At 50.2% G+C, this 17,232-nt stretch carries 17 protein-coding genes; 3 read left to right on the forward strand and 14 right to left on the reverse strand.

Annotated elements, in window-relative coordinates:
- Positions 1-77 precede the first annotated feature (77 nt).
- Entirely contained in the window at positions 78-728 is a 651-nt protein-coding gene (gene lipB / locus BZG82_RS05930; RefSeq protein WP_069587427.1) for a lipoyl(octanoyl) transferase LipB, read from the forward strand.
- Positions 725-1,690, forward strand: coding sequence for a lipoyl synthase (lipA, locus tag BZG82_RS05935; RefSeq protein ID WP_069587428.1), 966 nt, complete (start codon positions 725-727; stop codon positions 1,688-1,690). The genes lipB and lipA overlap by 4 nt, the downstream gene beginning before the upstream one ends.
- A gap of 83 nt (positions 1,691-1,773) precedes the next feature.
- On the opposite strand, the gene BZG82_RS05940 is transcribed toward lipA, so the two are convergent.
- The 6 genes from BZG82_RS05940 to BZG82_RS05965 all read right to left on the reverse strand — a co-directional run bounded on the left by BZG82_RS05940 (position 1,774) and on the right by BZG82_RS05965 (position 8,018).
- Positions 1,774-3,027, reverse strand: coding sequence for a glutamate-5-semialdehyde dehydrogenase (locus tag BZG82_RS05940; protein WP_077765394.1), 1,254 nt, complete (start codon positions 3,025-3,027; stop codon positions 1,774-1,776).
- A gap of 16 nt (positions 3,028-3,043) precedes the next feature.
- On the reverse strand, positions 3,044-4,201 hold the full coding sequence (gene proB, locus BZG82_RS05945) for a glutamate 5-kinase (RefSeq protein ID WP_077765395.1): 1,158 nt from the start codon (positions 4,199-4,201) through the stop codon (positions 3,044-3,046).
- Between the two features lie 85 nt (positions 4,202-4,286).
- Positions 4,287-4,688, reverse strand: a complete 402-nt coding sequence (gene crl / locus BZG82_RS05950) for a sigma factor-binding protein Crl (RefSeq protein WP_069587431.1) — start codon at positions 4,686-4,688, stop codon at positions 4,287-4,289.
- A 114-nt stretch (positions 4,689-4,802) separates the two neighbouring features.
- A complete protein-coding gene (frsA, locus tag BZG82_RS05955; RefSeq protein ID WP_077765410.1) occupies positions 4,803-6,056 on the reverse strand; it encodes an esterase FrsA in 1,254 nt (417 codons plus the stop codon).
- A 157-nt stretch (positions 6,057-6,213) separates the two neighbouring features.
- A complete protein-coding gene (gene gpt / locus BZG82_RS05960) occupies positions 6,214-6,669 on the reverse strand; it encodes a xanthine phosphoribosyltransferase (RefSeq protein ID WP_069587432.1) in 456 nt (151 codons plus the stop codon).
- Between the two features lie 56 nt (positions 6,670-6,725).
- The gene (locus BZG82_RS05965; protein WP_069587433.1) at positions 6,726-8,018 is read right to left on the reverse strand and encodes an NCS2 family permease; all 1,293 of its coding nucleotides are present in this window, start codon (positions 8,016-8,018) and stop codon (positions 6,726-6,728) included.
- A gap of 739 nt (positions 8,019-8,757) precedes the next feature.
- Between BZG82_RS05965 and BZG82_RS05970 the strand changes: the two genes are divergently transcribed.
- Positions 8,758-10,233 (forward strand): aminoacyl-histidine dipeptidase, encoded by a 1,476-nt coding sequence (locus BZG82_RS05970; protein WP_077661856.1) that lies wholly within the window; start codon positions 8,758-8,760, stop codon positions 10,231-10,233.
- Here BZG82_RS05970 and dinB read toward each other — a convergent pair.
- From dinB to BZG82_RS16165, 8 genes are all read right to left on the reverse strand, one after another.
- Positions 10,230-11,279 carry a DNA polymerase IV gene (gene dinB / locus BZG82_RS05975; protein ID WP_077765396.1) on the reverse strand — a complete coding sequence of 350 codons (1,050 nt, stop codon included), beginning with the start codon at positions 11,277-11,279 and terminating at the stop codon, positions 10,230-10,232. The two genes, BZG82_RS05970 and dinB, sit on opposite strands and share 4 nt — an antisense overlap.
- 82 nt (positions 11,280-11,361) lie before the next feature.
- Positions 11,362-11,583, reverse strand: a complete 222-nt coding sequence (nqrM, locus tag BZG82_RS05980; protein WP_069587436.1) for a (Na+)-NQR maturation NqrM — start codon at positions 11,581-11,583, stop codon at positions 11,362-11,364.
- A 30-nt stretch (positions 11,584-11,613) separates the two neighbouring features.
- A complete protein-coding gene (locus tag BZG82_RS05985) occupies positions 11,614-12,630 on the reverse strand; it encodes an FAD:protein FMN transferase (protein ID WP_077661857.1) in 1,017 nt (338 codons plus the stop codon).
- 84 nt (positions 12,631-12,714) lie between these two features.
- Positions 12,715-13,938, reverse strand: coding sequence for an NADH:ubiquinone reductase (Na(+)-transporting) subunit F (gene nqrF, locus BZG82_RS05990; protein ID WP_077479416.1), 1,224 nt, complete (start codon positions 13,936-13,938; stop codon positions 12,715-12,717).
- A gap of 31 nt (positions 13,939-13,969) precedes the next feature.
- Entirely contained in the window at positions 13,970-14,566 is a 597-nt protein-coding gene (gene nqrE / locus BZG82_RS05995; RefSeq protein WP_069587439.1) for an NADH:ubiquinone reductase (Na(+)-transporting) subunit E, read from the reverse strand.
- A gap of 6 nt (positions 14,567-14,572) precedes the next feature.
- Positions 14,573-15,205 (reverse strand): NADH:ubiquinone reductase (Na(+)-transporting) subunit D, encoded by a 633-nt coding sequence (locus tag BZG82_RS06000; protein WP_069587440.1) that lies wholly within the window; start codon positions 15,203-15,205, stop codon positions 14,573-14,575.
- Positions 15,198-16,001, reverse strand: coding sequence for a Na(+)-translocating NADH-quinone reductase subunit C (locus BZG82_RS06005; RefSeq protein WP_077455572.1), 804 nt, complete (start codon positions 15,999-16,001; stop codon positions 15,198-15,200). Before BZG82_RS06005 ends, BZG82_RS06000 begins: the two co-directional genes overlap by 8 nt.
- On the reverse strand, positions 15,991-17,232 hold the full coding sequence (locus BZG82_RS16165; RefSeq protein ID WP_069587442.1) for an NADH:ubiquinone reductase (Na(+)-transporting) subunit B: 1,242 nt from the start codon (positions 17,230-17,232) through the stop codon (positions 15,991-15,993). Before BZG82_RS16165 ends, BZG82_RS06005 begins: the two co-directional genes overlap by 11 nt.

Consider the following 17,232-nt stretch of genomic DNA (forward strand, 5'->3'; position numbering starts at 1 on the left):
ACCCACACGGCTGGCGGCTTTTAATCACGCCGCCAACCTCTATAATACCCCCACAGATAACAATATGGGTAATCGGTTTGCAGCACCAACTAGTTGTTAGATATCTGGGCCGCCGACCTTATCCGCAAACCTGGCAGCAGATGCGTGACTTCACGGATAGCCGTGATGCACACACTTGTGACGAAGTCTGGTTGGTCGAACATGATCCCGTCTTCACCCAAGGTCAAGCGGGTAAACCGGAACACGTTTTGGTCCCTGGAGACATCCCCGTCGTACAATCAGATCGAGGGGGACAAGTGACCTATCACGGTCCCGGTCAGTTAGTCGTTTACTTTTTAATTGATTTAAAACGTAAAAAAGTCGGCGTTCGAGAACTGGTTAGCCATATTGAAAATCTCGTTGTCGCTACCCTCGCCCATTATGGCGTAACCGCCTACGCGCGTCCCGATGCGCCCGGTGTGTATGTGGATAGCGCAAAAATCTGTTCCCTTGGGCTCCGTATTCGTCGCGGGTGCTCATTCCATGGACTGGCACTCAACATCAATATGGATTTATCTCCATTTCAGCGCATTAACCCCTGTGGGTATGCGGGGATGGCGATGACGCAACTGAGTGATCAGGTTGAAGGCGCAACCCTAACAGACGTCCAACCTGTGCTAGTAGACACTTTAACTCAACAACTGGGATATACTCAGGTTGAGGTTACAACGGAAAGCAGCGATTTATGAGCAAACCGATTCAGATGGAACGCGGCGTTAAGTACCGCGATGCCGAAAAGATGGCGCTTATCCCGGTCAAAAATATGCCGACCGAGCAAAAAGAAGTGCTGCGCAAGCCTGATTGGATGAAGATCAAGCTCCCTGCCGAGACCTCTCGCATCAAAGAAATTAAAGATGCGATGCGCAAAAACAACCTTCACTCTGTGTGTGAAGAGGCCTCCTGTCCAAACTTGGCAGAGTGCTTTAGCCACGGTACCGCCACTTTCATGATTTTGGGTGCGATTTGTACCCGTCGTTGCCCATTTTGCGACGTCGCCCATGGCCGTCCGGTTGCCCCTGATGCGGACGAACCCAAGCATCTGGCGCAAACTATTAAAGACATGAAGCTTCGTTATGTCGTGATCACCTCAGTTGACCGCGATGACCTTCGCGATGGCGGGGCACAGCATTTTGCCGACTGTACCCGTGAGATCCGTGCGCTCAACCCAGAGATCAAAATCGAAACCTTGGTACCTGACTTCCGAGGCCGAATGGATCGCGCCCTAGATATCCTGCGCGACAATCCACCGGATGTGTTTAACCACAACCTAGAAACGGCACCTCGCTTGTACCGTAAAGCGCGTCCCGGTGCGAACTATCAGTGGTCACTGGATCTGCTGAAAAAGTTCAAAGATATGCACCCAGATGTTCCTACTAAGTCTGGACTCATGATGGGCTTGGGCGAAACCAAGGAAGAGATCATTGAGGTTCTGAAAGACCTACGTGCCCACGGTGTCACCATGCTGACATTAGGTCAATACCTTGCGCCGAGCCGCCATCACCTTCCGGTTGAACGTTATGTTCCGCCCGAAGAGTTTGATGAGCTAAAAGCTATCGCGCTGGATCTTGGCTTTACCCATGCTGCATGTGGTCCCTTTGTCCGCTCTTCATACCATGCTGATTTGCAAGCCAAAGGTGTCGAGATTAAATAAGTCTCTATGCTGAGAATACAAAAAAGCCGCGCTCGCGCGGCTTTTTTTACGTTTTGCATATAACTTGCGTTTGTATGCTTAGGTTATTGACGCGTCAGGTAATCTGCTTTTCCGACCCACTTATACGTGGTCAGCTCTTCGAGTCCCATCGGGCCGCGCGCATGCAGCTTTTGCGTTGAAACGGCCACTTCCGCGCCTAAACCAAACTGGGCACCGTCAGTAAAACGGGTTGAAGCATTGACATAGACAGCAGCCGAGCCCGCACCATTGATAAAGGCTTCGGCAGCATCAATATCATTGGTCAGAATCGTATCTGAATGGCTCGCATTGTGTTCGCGCATATGACCGAGCGCGTCGTGCACATCGTCAACCACAGCAACACCGAGCGTTGGACCCAACCATTCAGTATCAAAGTCTCCCTCAGCGGCTTCACGAAGCTGTGCGACACCGTCAAGGTAGGGCAAGGCACTATTCGCTGCGACAACCTTCAGTTTCTGTGCGTTAAGCGCTGGGATAAGACGTGTAAACAACTGTGCCGCGACTTGCTTGTGCACCAATAATGTATCCAAGGAGTTACAAGCGGATGGACGATCCGTCTTCGCATTAATAATCACATCCGGTGCGCGTTCAAGATCGGCACTTTGATCCACATATAAATGGCTAATCCCAAAGCCACCAATAATCACCGGAATCGTGCTGTTTTGCTTACACATTTTATGCAAACTGGCACCGCCGCGCGGAATAATCATATCCACGTACTCGTCCATGGTCAGCAGCTCTGCGACCAATTCTCGATCAGGCTTGTCGATGTATTGCACCGCTGATTGCGGTAGTTCAGCCTTGCTCAGTGCAGATTGAATCACAGTGACCAACACTTGGTTGGTCGCAAAGGTTTCTTTACCACCACGTAAGATACTGGCATTGCCCGTTTTTAGGCACAGTGCGGCAATATCAATGGTGACGTTAGGGCGCGCTTCATAAATCACACCGACAACACCCAGTGGCTCACGGCGCTTCGATAAAGAAAGGCCATTTTCGAGCACCTTATGGTCAAATTCTTGCCCAACCGGATCGGGCAACGACACCACATTGCGCACATCTGCAGCAATCGCCGATAAACGTGCAGGCGTGAGTGCTAAGCGGTCGATCAACGCCTCACTCATGCCCGCGGCGCGTGCCGCCTCTAAGTCCGTTTGGTTAGCCGCTAAAATACTCGCTTGTTGCGCCTCTAATTCATCCGCAATGAAGGTCAGCGCGCGATTTTTTTTCGTAGTGGAAGTTGTCGCGAGTTGGTAAGCCGCCTCTTTGGCCGCTTTCCCCATCATTTGTAAACTCATGTTGTGTGCATCTCTTTTATTGATCGCCAATAACGACAAGGTCGTCTCGGTGTATGGCTACCGGTCCATACTCATAGCCTAAAATATCTGCGATTTGTTGGCTATGTGCGCCTGCAATACGGCGAAGATCGGCTGCTGAATAACGGCAAATACCGCGCGCAAGGCATTGCCCCTCTACAGAGTAAATGCGTGCGACTTCGCCACGCGCAAAGTCACCTTTAACGCTTACGATGCCTTTACTTAGCAGGCTGCTACCTTTTTGCGTCACTGCCGTCACCGCACCGGTATCAATGGTAATATCTCCCGCAGGAGGTGGTCCGGCTAGAATCCAGCGTTTACGGCTCTCTAATGGGCTTTCTAGCGGCAAGAATCGAGTGCCTGCACTGTTACCGGCGACCACGTTTTGGATCACTTCAGGCTTGCTGCCAGCGGCAATCGTGACTTCTATGCCCGCACGTCGCCCAATATCTGCAGCCTGCAGTTTGGTTGCCATGCCACCGGTGCCAAGACCTGTAACACTGCCTCCCGCTAATTTGCGTAAGGTTTCATCAATCGTATGGACTTCCCGAATAAGCTCGGCATCGGGTTGCGTTCTCGGATCCGCCGTAAAGAGTCCGGGTTGATCGGTAAGCAGCAATAATTTGTCTGCGTTGGCTAAAATCGCCACCAGCGCTGAGAGGTTGTCGTTATCACCGACTTTGATCTCAGATGTCGCCACCGCATCATTTTCATTCACAATGGGAATAATGCCGTTATCGAGTAACGCATGGAGCATGTCTCGCGCATTGAGAAAACGCTCGCGGTGATCCAAATCAGCGCGGGTCAGCAGCATCTGTCCGACTTGAAAGCCATAAAGACTGAAAAGATGCTCCCAGGTTTGAATTAAACGGCACTGCCCGACGGCTGCGAGCATCTGCTTATTGGCGACCGTGTCAGCCAACACCGGATAATCAAGGTGCTCTCGCCCAGCAGCAATCGCTCCCGATGAGACAATGATCACTTGATGGCCTTGTTGGCGCAGGCGCGCGCACTGACGAACCAACTCAACCATGTGGGCTTGGTCAAGGCGTTGCGAACCGCCAGTCAGCACACTGGTGCCTAATTTTACAACGATGGTTTGAGAAGAGACGGTGGCTGCAATGTCACCGTCTCGAAGCGCGTCTTGAACTGTCATGATTGCCTGATTGACTAAAAGATAGATGTCTCTTTTATCAATCCCATGTCCATTTAACAAGGACTGAAATCAGGCAAATCACGTTTTAGTTAGAAAGGGCGAGTTCTGGCTCGGTCAGTTTTTGACTTGGGGAAAGGGAAAGCGATAGTTCATCGACCACTAATTGGCATAATTTGGTGTAGAAACTATCAAGGGTTTTCTCAACCTCCGCGCGCTGTTTGGCAGGGACGGCTTTTGCTAACCATTCCCCATGCTCGTCATAGAGGCCATACCCGTAGTGATAACGGAACCCATCGTCTTCTGGGGTCAACACTAACCACCATCCCCAGAATTCGCGTGCATCGGGCTCTTTTTTCGCATCGACGCAGACAGACAAGCTATCGAAAAAGTAGCTTTGTTCATCAGATTGCCCATCACGAAAATACGGGCCAAGCGCAGTAAAACGTGTTTTCAACCGTCCATGAGAAAGCGGGAGCGTTTGGGTCATGGTGTCCTCCAGTGGCACTCTATCTACCTAAGCTCAAGGTATATCATGACGTTATCGGTCAGGTGAACGCCAATCCCCCGCTTTCCGCACTTGATCACACCTTCGCCACCTTGGTTACAAAATATTGGCAAACCACGAGACGGTCTCGCTCAGCGCACGATGGTAGCCGTCATGCAAAGGCGTATTCGGCAATGTCACCGCTTTACCGCCACGACTATAGGTTGCAATCAGTTTGTTGTCGGATTCCGGACAAACCGGATCATCTTTCAAACTCAAGGCTAAAATGGGCACTTCGGTTCGCCGTCCGGTGAGTAAGCCTTGGTTTTTGAGTGACCACGCCTGTAGGCGTGTCCGAAGCGTGTCGATAGGAATATGGCGACCGAGCCGTGACCCTAATGTGTCGAGGTACATGGGTGGCATTTTTTTCATCATTTGTGCATTGGTTAATAGCGAATGCACGATGCCTCCCAGCGCTGCACTGGCTTTGACTCTGTGTGGTTCAAGAAAGGCTAACCGTACCGCCGGATTCGCGCCAAACCGGATCCCCATGGTGCCCAAACGGTGGTGATCCACCCAAGGTACCTCCGCCAACTTGTCTAACATGGCGCGATGTAAGCGGCTGGTATCTTCATTGAGATGCCAATGACTACTGTGCCCCACTGAGGGCATATCTAAGGTCAATACCGCGATATCTGCGGGAGCAAAGTAATCGACGAATACCCGCCATAAATCGGTTTGCAAACTGTCTAAGCTGCCACTGAGAATAACCACCGGCAGAGTCGCATCGGTTCTTGGCAGATACAGGTAACCTTTTAGCGATTTGCCATCGAGCGTTGTTTCCACGGTTTTAACCGTGAAGGGAAGCTTATCCATCGCATGCTCAAAGGCTTTGTAGGCCAGCGTTTCCGATTGCAAAGCGAGCGTATCGCCTTTGAGGTGAGGATACGCCGCGATACCGAAATAGGTACAGGCTTGCAGCCATTGCTGGCTCGCTGCTTGATGCTCTCCTTTGTCTGCCAGCGCTTGGGCGCGCTTTTGGTGCTGCATGCCCACGGCTGTCCACTCGTAGTTCCAATTTCCCGAGCGGTAGCCTTCTACCGTATCCAGCAGACTGTCGACGGAGCGTGAATTATCCGAATGAGCAATACGGGCAAAAATGGCTTCCATCTCTACCGGATCTACTCCTTGCCACGTCCATTGTCCACGACGCCGCATTCGATACCAGCTGCGCTCGCTGTCTCCATCAAACGCCGAATAACTCGCTTGATCGATTTGCTGGATAGCGCCAAACAATGTCGACGTTTCTTTGGCATGTCTGTGTTTGGCAAACAGCTTGACCGACAAATTTTGAGATTCGCTTTCCGACACGTTCACTCCCGAGCGTTCAGTTTATGACGCTCCTAGTGTAAACCATACTCACAGCAAGGCCATGATTTTCAGTCAATCGCGTCCCTAGAAACGAAAAAACGCCGCAACTGTGTGCGACGTTTTGTTGACAGCAGATTATCAATAACCTTGCTAGCTATTATTTGGCAATCGGATCCACATAGCTCACCGCCATATCCCATGGCTGCTCAATCCATGTGTCTTGCGCAATATCGACGATATAATCGTCAACAAGATGCTTACCCGCAGGTTTGGCGCTTACAGTCACAAAGCGTGCTTTGGGATAGAGTTGGCGTACCATTTCTGCGGTTCCGCCTGTATCAACCAAGTCGTCCACCACAATAAAGCCTTCACCATCCCCCGGTGCTTGTTTCACGACACGCATATCGCGCTGATGATCATGATCGTAGCTCGAGATACACACCGTATCGACATAGCGAATGCCTAGCTCACGGGCCAGAATGGCGGCAGGCACCAAGCCACCGCGACTCACAGCAATAATTCCCTGCCACTGGTCAGCGGGTAGCAGCCTCTCCGCCAATTGGCGTGTGTACATCTGCATGTTGTCCCAGGTGATGATGAACTTGTTACTCATGATGAAAACCTCGTGGCGTTTCTCGCCTTGTTATAACGTCAATGTGGGCGGCTGTTTTACACCAAGAAAACGAACTTGAGTAAGAACAATCCAGCCAAGATCCAGATACTGACAGGGACCTCACGCCCTTTGCCCGCAAAGGTTTTTACGGCACAAAACGCAATAAAGCCAAGGCCAATCCCGCTCGCAATCGAGTAAGTGAGCGGCATCAGCAAGCACACCACGACCACAGGTGCGGCTTCGGTCAAATCTCGCCAGTTAATCCCTACAAGACCTGACATCATCAAAATCGCAACATAAAAGAGAGCGCCAGCTGTTGCGTACGCTGGGACCATACCTGCGAGCGGCGCAAAAAATAGCGCAAGCAAGAATAAGATCCCTACAACGACAGCAGTGAGTCCTGTACGGCCACCCGCTGCTACCCCTGACACACTTTCAATATATGAGGTTGTATTCGACGTGCCTAAAAGCGCCCCGACCGATGTCGCGGTACTGTCTGCCAGTAATGCACGATTTAAACGCGGCAGTTTACCATCTTTGTCCAAAAGTTCCGCGCGCTGTGCCACACCCACTAAGGTTCCTGCGGTATCAAAGAGGTCAACAAACAAAAATGCGAACACAATAGACACCAGACCAACTTCAAGGGCTCCGGCAAAATCAAGCTGCATAAAGGTCGGCGCGAGGCTTGGTGGTGCAGACATCACGCCGTGGTAGGGGACATCCCCCGCGACAATACCAATCACGGTGACCACTAAAATCGCAATCATGACCGCCCCTTTTAGGCCACGATGCACCAAACCAATTGTGAGGAAAAAGCCGAGTGCTGCCATCGCTGGCGCAAATGCCGTCACATCACCCAGTGCGACCAGGGTTGCCGGGTGATCTACGACGATCCCCGCATTTTGCAGTGCGATGAGCGCTAAAAACAAACCGATACCCGCCGAGATACCGGTGCGCAGTGACATAGGAATCGAGTTGATAATCCACTCACGAATTTTCAACACACTGAGTAGAATAAAACACAAGCCCGAAATAAACACCGCAGCCAGCGCAACCTGCCACGAGTGGCCCATTTGCAGCACCACTGTGTAGGTGAAGAAAGCGTTCAGGCCCATACCCGGCGCTTGAGCGACCGGATAGTTGGCGACAATTCCCATCACAAAACAGCCGACGGCAGCAGCCAAACAGGTGGCAACAAATACGGCGCCCTTGTCCATTCCTGCTTCAGCCAAAATAGATGGGTTCACGAAAATGATGTAGGCCATGGTGAGGAAGGTGGTCACACCGGCAATAACTTCGGTGCGAAGATCCGTGCCATGATCGCTGAGTTTAAATAAACGCTCTAACATCGTTGGTATCCCGAATAAAAGGTGGCGCATCATAAGATGCAAAAGGAAAACGTTTGCGTGTCAAAAATTGGCGCAAATCTTACCGATCGATGAAGGAAATTTCCAGCACGAAACCGCATGAATTGATCGGAATGTCATGGCTCTCGTGATGGTTGCCAACAAGATTGTCTATCATGACTGGCTTATCAGGCACCTGACATACCATCCATAAAAAAAACGCCACAACTTTGTGTGGCGCCAGAACTAAAGCGTTTGCTTCTGGATCAGAAATGTCTCTGTAAGAGCGGGGGAATCGTAAAACTTACTTGCGGTACCCGAACGGCGCCGGATACGTGAATCCTTTGGTATATACTGACTGTTGGTTCCAGTAGTAGTTAGATACCATACCTTCCATCGTTTTTACCTCTCTCAAGTTTAAACCTAATGTTGTTCACATTTTGTCTCGGTTCCTTGGAGGCGAATACTCGGGTTCACTCCATGAACAATCGATAACCTGTGTTATCAGTGTCTAGATAATAACCCACACGTAATTATATTACAAGCAATAGAGTGACTAGAGTCACAAAAAGTTCATATTTGGTAGTTTTATTACGCCCTCAACGCCTAGATATCCGGCATGTACTCTGTTTTTCCTTCCCTTGATCCTGCGACTGTCACCACCTAGTCGACAGTGGTATGCTTGGTAAAGTCCATCTATTTCAGTAAGGCCTACTGTTTAAAAGGCCAACAATAAAATAAAATGGAGTCTACCGTGTCTGAGATCAGCCAATTATCACCCCAGCCTGTTTGGGCTTTTTTTGACCAGATTTGTGCTATTCCACATCCCTCTTACCACGAAGCACAATTGGCAGCATTCATTGTCGATTGGGCGAAAGGCCGAGGTTTAGAGGTTCGCCAAGATCCCACTGGCAATATTTTTATCCGCAAACCGGCGACGCCGGGAATGGAAAACCGCAAAGGTGTAGTACTACAAGCCCACCTTGATATGGTGCCGCAGAAAAACGAGCACACCGAGCACGACTTTACCACCGATCCGATTCGCCCTTATATCGATGGCGAGTGGGTCACGGCGGATGGCACGACATTAGGCGCCGATAACGGTATTGGGATGGCTTCCTGCCTTGCCGTCTTAGCGGCTGATGACATTGAACATGGTCCACTCGAAGTGTTGCTTACCACCAATGAAGAAGCTGGGATGGACGGTGCATTTGGCCTAGAAGCAGGCTGGCTTGAAGGAGAAGTGTTACTGAACACAGACTCCGAACAAGAAGGGGAAATCTACATGGGCTGTGCGGGCGGCGTCGATGCTAGCATGCACTTTCCGGTCGAGCGTCACCCCATCGGCGACAATTTTGCGCGTTTTACCGTCGGTATAAAAGGCCTAAAAGGCGGCCACTCTGGGGTGGATATTCACACGGGTCGCGCCAATGCCAATAAGCTACTTGCACGCATGCTCAGCCATCACCTCAGTGAGATTGATGTCAGCCTGATTGCATTGCGAGGCGGTACATTGCGTAACGCCATCCCGCGTGAAGCCTTTGCAGATATTGCCGTGCCAGTCGAGCAAAAAGACGCATTAGCCGCGGCGATAGATAACTACGCGCAGTTGCTTCACGATGAGTTGGGACGCTTGGAGGAGAACGTCACTGTCGTACTCGATGCGTCTGACAATCAAGCCGACCCATTGACCCGAGCCGTACAATCTCGGCTACTCGCGGCCTTAAACGCGGCGCCAAACGGTGTCATACGGATGAGCGATGATGTTCCGGGTGTGGTAGAAACCTCACTGAACTTAGGCGTTATCCAAACCGATGAGCATACTATTACGGGATTGTTTTTGATCCGCTCATTGATCGATTCAGGGCGAGAAATGGTGCAAGGCATGCTGCGCTCACTGGCTGGTTTAGCTAACGTGACCGTCGAGTTTTCCGGCGCTTACCCGGGATGGAAGCCTGATCCGGACTCTGAAATCATGCATATTTTCCGTGATACCTATGAAGCTATCTATCAGCGTAAGCCTGATATCATGGTGATCCACGCGGGATTAGAGTGCGGTCTATTTAAAAAACCTTACCCAGATATGGATATGATCTCGTTTGGTCCAACGATTAAGTTCCCTCACTCACCCGATGAGAAAGTGAACATTGAAAGTGTGGGTCACTATTGGCAACAAATGCGCGCTATCTTAAAAGCGATTCCTGAAAAGCGCGCTTAAGCGAGTAAACTTAGCTGGGGGTCATTGTCGTCCCCCAGCCCTACCGACAAACCAATTAGCCGCACCGCTCTACCCTCGCCTCGATAAAACGCTTCATGCAACAAGGTATCAAATAGTCCTCGATCTAACCGCTCACAGCGGTGTGCAACCGTTGTGGTTTGAAAGTCGTTGAATTTGAGTTTGACCCCTTGGCGGCAAATCCGTCCATTCGCATCGGCTTTTTCGAGTCGCCGTTGGAGCTCTTCGTATAAAGTGTCTAACCACTGTAAACAATCATTCAGCGCCGCAAGATCTTGCGATAAAGTGCGCTCTACGCCAACGGATTTACGTATCCGCTCCACTTGCACTGGACGTCGATCAATACCGTGTGCTCGCTGCCATAGTACCTGCCCAAATTTACCAAACCGCTGGATCAGTTCACCATGATCGCTACACTGCACATCTCTACAGGTAAACAAATTCAGTTCATGAAGCTTGGTTAAGGTGACACGTCCTACGCCCGGAATGCATTGCAAAGGGAGTTCAGCCACAAAGGTGTCGACCTCGTCAGGGGGGATCACGCATAAGCCATCCGGTTTGTTGATATCTGAGGCAACTTTGGCGAGAAACTTGATTGGCGCGACGCCTGCCGACGCGGTTAATGATAGCTCGTCGCGAATGGTGTGACGAATCGCTTCTGCAATACGGGTTGCCGAGCCTTGATGACTGTCGCAATCTGTAACATCTAAGTAAGCCTCATCAAGAGAGAGGGGCTCAATAATATCGGTATAACGATGAAAAATAGCATGAAGCTGCTGAGAAACGGCGCGGTACTTGGCCATATTGCCACGCATGACCGTCAGACCGGGACATAGTTTAAGTGCTTGAGCTGTCGCCATCGCGGAACGGATCCCAAAGCGACGCGCGGGATAATTGCAGGTAGCAATCACCCCTCGCCCATCAGGTGACCCGCCAATAGCAAGAGGCACCTGTTGCAAGGCAGGGTTATCACGCATCTCCACTGCCGCATAGAAACAATCCATGTCGATATGGATGATTTTCTTCATGACAATCCTGCATGGCCACCAGATAAGACAGAGTGACTCACTGGTGGCTATCTACTGTACACCTGATCGCGTCAGGTCTCGGCTAGATAATTTGGTTTTTCTTCCACTCACGGGTTTTCTCTGCACGCGCTTCTCGCTTTTTACGTGCATCACACGGCTCTGGGCAGTCGCATTCTTTTTCAATACCGATTGCGCCTAGGCCACCACAGCTCCCACTGATGGTTTTTTGCTGTACGATGTAGCCGATCGCCATCCCTGCAATCACAAGTACAAAAACAGCAAAGGTGATAAGAAATACTGACATAATTGCTCACCTACTATCGTTATTGCGTATTTAACGCTTTAAATAAGGCTTAAACGCCTCAGATGCGATTTCTTTAAAACCGTCATCCGTTTTCACTACCATAAAGGCAGGAATATTGGCTTGATTTGCCAATGCAACGGCTTTCTCTGGTCCAAGTACCATGAAGCCTGTTGCCAAACCATCCGCCGTCATACAAGACGGGTCCAACACTGTGACAGACACTAAGCGATGATGAATCGGTCGTCCTGTTGCTGGATCAATGATGTGCGAATAGCGTACCCCATCATGCTCAAAGTAATTGCGATAATCCCCTGAGGTAGCAACCGCCATATCCCCAGGCTCAATAATCTCTTGCACCGACTGTGTGCCGGCACTAGGCTTTTCAATCGCGATGCGCCAAGGTACGCCGTCTTGGTTCACACCTTTTAATTGTAACTCACCACCAATCTCAACCAAATAGTTATCGAGCCCAAGTGACGCCAAATAGTCAGCGACCACATCTACGCCGTATCCTTTGGCGATCGTTGACAAGTCGACATAAAGGTCAGGATTGGTTTTGGTCAACTGATTGCCCGATAAAGACAGACTCTCTAACCCCGTCATCGCCATTCGCTGTGCGATTTCTTCGTCGGTCGGAATATTCTCTGGTCGTTTTTCAGGGCCAAAGCTCCAAAGGTTCACTAACGGTCCAACCGTGACATCTAACGCGCCATCGGTGAAGGCGTTAAGACGCATCGCTTCTTTCACCACTTTCGCCGTCGCGTCAGATACCTCAACCGGAGAGTCAGCACGATGTTGATTGAAACGGCTCAGCTCCGAATCGTCTCGATACGTCGACATCTGGTCATTCACCAGCTCCAAACGCTTATCGATTTCTTTTTGGATCACCGCCTTCTCGGGCGTGTTTTCCGTTGCAATGTACTTAATGGAGTAATACGTGCCCATTGTACTGCCATTAAGATGGACCAGCTCAGGTGAACGCTCACAACCGACCAAAGCCACGAGCAGTGTCAGCGTTGCCACACAGCCTAACCAAAACTTCTTCATATGGGTGTCCTTCGACGCGAGGTTGATACGTAAAATGGCTGACCCAAAGGCCAGCCATTAAAAGGTAAGTCACACGTTGCGATCTTAGCCGCCGAAGTCATCCAGAAGGATGTTTTCGTCTTCAACACCTAAGTCTTTCAGCATACCGATAACGGCTGCGTTCATCATTGGTGGACCACACATGTAGTATTCACAGTCTTCTGGCGCTTCATGATCTTTGAGGTAGTTCTCATAAAGCACGTTATGGATAAAGCCTGTGTAACCATCCCAGTTATCTTCTGGTAGTGGGTCTGACAGTGCGCAGTACCACTTGAAGTTATCGTTCTGCTCTTGAAGCATATCGAAATCTTCAACGTAGAACATTTCACGCTTAGAACGTGCACCGTACCAGAAGGTGATCTTACGATCTGAGTTCAGACGTTTAAGTTGGTCAAAGATATGCGAGCGCATTGGTGCCATACCGGCACCACCGCCGATAAAGACCATTTCAGCGTCGGTATCTTTCGCGAAGAACTCACCGAACGGCCCTGAGATCGTACACTTATCACCCGGCTTCAGTGACCAAATGTAAGACGACATTTGGCCTGGTGGCACATCAGGGTTACGTGGTGGTGGCGTTGCCACACGCACGTTCAGCATGATGATGCCTTCTTCTTCAGGGTAGTTCGCCATTGAGTAAGCACGGATGATTTCTTCATCCACTTTTGACTCATAGCGGAACAAGTTGAACTTCTCCCAGTCTTCGCGGTATTCCTCAGGAATATCAAAGTCTGAGTACTTAATGTGGTGCGCTGGCGCTTCAATCTGAATATAACCACCTGCACGGAAAGGTACAGACTCACCGTCAGGTATACGCAGCTTCAGCTCTTTGATGAAAGTGGCTTTGTTGTCGTTAGAAATAACTTCACAATCCCACTTCTTCACGCCAAAAATTTCTTCTGGCAATTCGATCTTCATGTCTTGCTTTACAGCAACCTGACATGACAGACGCTCACCTTCACGTGCTTCACCTTTGGTGATGTGATCAAGCTCGGTTGGCAGAATATCACCGCCACCTTCTTTGATTTTTACGCGGCACTGGCCACATGAGCCACCACCACCACAGGCAGAAGAAACAAACACACCAGCACCGGCCAGTGCACCAAGCAGTTTACCGCCTGGCTGAGTAACGATCGCCTTTTCAGGATCGTTATTGATATCAATTGTGACGTCACCGGTTGGTACCAGCTTGGACTTGGCGAACAAAATCACCAATACCAGCGCCAGTACAATCAGAGTAAACATCACTACACCAAGAATAATGTCCATTGACTATTCCTTTTCTCGCAGTTTACCCGGCTTACAGTTGCACACCAGAGAAAGACATAAAGCCCAATGCCATCAAACCAACTGTGATAAAGGTGATCCCCAAACCACGCAGTGCTGGCGGCACGTCTGAATATTTCATTTTCTCACGGATACCCGCTAGGGCGACGATGGCTAGCATCCAGCCCACCCCAGAACCGAAGCCGTAAACCACTGACTCTGCGAAGTTGTAATCACGCTGAACCATGAATGATACGCCACCGAAGATGGCACAGTTCACCGTAATAAGCGGCAGAAAGATACCCAGCGCGTTGTAAAGCGGCGGGAAGAAGCGGTCGAGTACCATCTCAAGAATCTGTACCAACGCCGCGATAACGCCGATGAAGGTAACAAAGTTCAAGAAACTCAAATCGACGCCTTTCACCAGCGCGTCTTCACGCAGAACCAAGTTGTACACCAAGTTGTTAACCGGCACTGAGATGGTCAGTACCACAACCACGGCCACACCCAGACCAAATGCGGTTTTTACTTTCTTGGATACGGCCAAAAAGGTACACATACCAAGGAAGAATGCCAGCGCCATGTTCTCGATGAAGATAGAGCGCACTAGCAGGCTCAAATAATGTTCCATGTGCTATTACTCCTTCGCTTCAACTTGTTCAGGTTTGAAGGTACGCACAATCCAAATCAAAAAGCCGATGAGGAAGAATGCAGATGGGGCCAGAAGCATCAAACCGTTTGGCTGATACCAACCCCCTTCATTGACCACAGGTAGAATAGACACACCAAACACTGAGCCAGAGCCCAGTAGCTCACGGAAGAACGCGACTGTCATCAGCACAAAACCGTAGCCCAGTGAGTTACCAATACCGTCAATAAATGATGGCAATGGCGACGACTTCATCGCATACGCCTCAGCACGACCCATCACGATACAGTTGGTAATGATAAGACCAACGAATACGGACAGCTGCTTAGAAATGTCGTACACGAACGCTTTCAATGTTTGGTCAACCACGATTACCAACGACGCGATGATCGCCATCTGAACGATGATACGTACGCTGTTAGGAATGTGGTTACGGATCAAAGAAACACACAGGTTTGACATCGCCGTTACGAACATCACCGCCAACGTCATGACAAATGCCGTTTGCATCTGTGTGGTCACCGCCAACGCCGAACAAACACCGAGGACCTGTAAGGCAATCGGGTTATTGTCCAGTACCGGTGACAGAAGGTTTTTCTTCAGTTCTTTAGCTTCAGCCATCGATCAGGCCTCCCTCGCGAACTTTTGCTAGGAATGGACCAAAGCCCATGTCACTTAGCCAGAAGTTAAACTGGTTCTGAACACCATTACTGGTTAGAGTCGCTCCCGACAATGCATCGATACCGTGCTCACTACCTTGAGGAGCGCCGCCTTTAACGATGCGAATTGCTGGCTCGCCCTGCTCGTTGAATAGCTTTTTGCCATCCCACTGTGCGCGCCATTTCGGGTTTTCAACTTCACCACCTAGCCCTGGTGTTTCACCTTGCTCGTAGTAAACGATGTCAGCAACTGTATTACCGTCGGGTTCTACCGCTACGAATGCGTACATCATGCTCCAAAGACCGGAGCCATTGACGGGCAAAATCAAACGCTGAGTTTGACCTGCCTCGTCTTTGACTAAGTACACCTTAGCGACGTCAGGACGACGACCGATATCGGCAATGTTTTCATCGCCACTCAGCTTTTTCGACAAGGCCGGATCATTGGCAGCCGCACGCTGATCGTAATCAGCTGCTGATTCAACGTTGACCGTCTCAGGGCTAACAAATTCACCGTCGTCTAGGCTGACCAAGCGGGTTTCAATGTACTTGTTGTAAGCATCATTGATCGCACTTTTGCCACCCGTGACATCAATGCCAGCCACCGAAAGGATGTTTTTCTGTACGTCTAGCTTTGCATTAATTTGTTGCAAAGGACGTAGCGCTACTGCTGCACCAGACACCACAATCGAGCACACCAAGCTCAATGCGATAACAACGAGCAGCGTCTTTTTAATACTATCGTTACTACTTGCCATTACGAGCCAGTCTCCGTTTGATGTTGCCCTGAATCACCAGGTTATCGAACAGTGGTGCAAACAGGTTCGCGAACAAGATCGCCAGCATCATCCCTTCTGGATATGCTGGGTTAACCACGCGAATAATCACGGCCATCGCACCAATCAAAATGCCGTACCACCATTTTGCTTTATTGGTGAACGCAGCAGAGACAGGATCCGTCGCCATGAACATCATACCGAACGCAAAACCACCCAGTACAAGGTGCCAATGAGCAGGCATGCTAAACATTGGGTTAGAATCAGAGCCAATCACATTGAACAAGGTTGCCGCGGCGACCATACCGAGGAAGGTACCCAAGATGATTCGCCATGATGCAATGCGCATGTAAACCAGCGCCGCACCACCAATCAAGATGGCAAGCGTCGATACTTCACCCATTGAACCTGGGATATTACCAATAAAGGCGTCCATCCAAGTCATGGTTTGACCGGTCACGTTGTGCATCAGCGCCATTTCACCGCCGGTTGACCATTGACTCAGTGCAGTCGCACCCGAGAAGCCGTCCGCAGCGGTCCATACCAAATCACCAGAGATTTGAGCAGGATAGGCGAAGAACAAGAATGCACGGCCAGCCAACGCAGGGTTCAAGAAGTTACGGCCTGTACCACCAAAGATTTCTTTTGCAACCACCACACCAAAGGTGATACCCAAAGCGGCTTGCCACAATGGCAGCGTTGGCGGAACAATCAGTGCAAAAAGAATCGAGGTCACGAAGAAACCTTCGTTCACTTCGTGCTTGCGGATAATACAGAACAGTACTTCCCAAAAACCACCCACGATAAACACGGTGGCATAAATAGGCAGGAAGTAGGTGGCACCCAAGACCATTTTGGTGCCCCAACCTGCACTCGCAAGCGGCCCCGCAATCGCCTCAGTCAGCCAATAGTGCCAGTTCCCTTCAATGATTTGCGCAAGCTGCGCGCCTTCATATAAATGGTTCAGGCCCATAATGGCTTGGTTACCTGTGTTGTACATACCCCAGAACATTGCGGGGAACACAGCAAACCACACCATGATCATGATGCGTTTCAAATCGATGCTGTCACGCACGTGAGCGCCAGCTTTGGTCACCATGCCTGGCGTGTACAAAATGGTCGCGACCGCTTCATACAGGGCAAACCACTTCTCGTGTTTACCGCCTGGCTCAAAGTGTGGCTCGATTTGCTCTAAAAAGTTTTTCAGGCTCAT

The organism is Salinivibrio sp. PR5 (assembly GCF_001996085.1).
GTDB lineage: Bacteria > Pseudomonadota > Gammaproteobacteria > Enterobacterales > Vibrionaceae > Salinivibrio > Salinivibrio proteolyticus.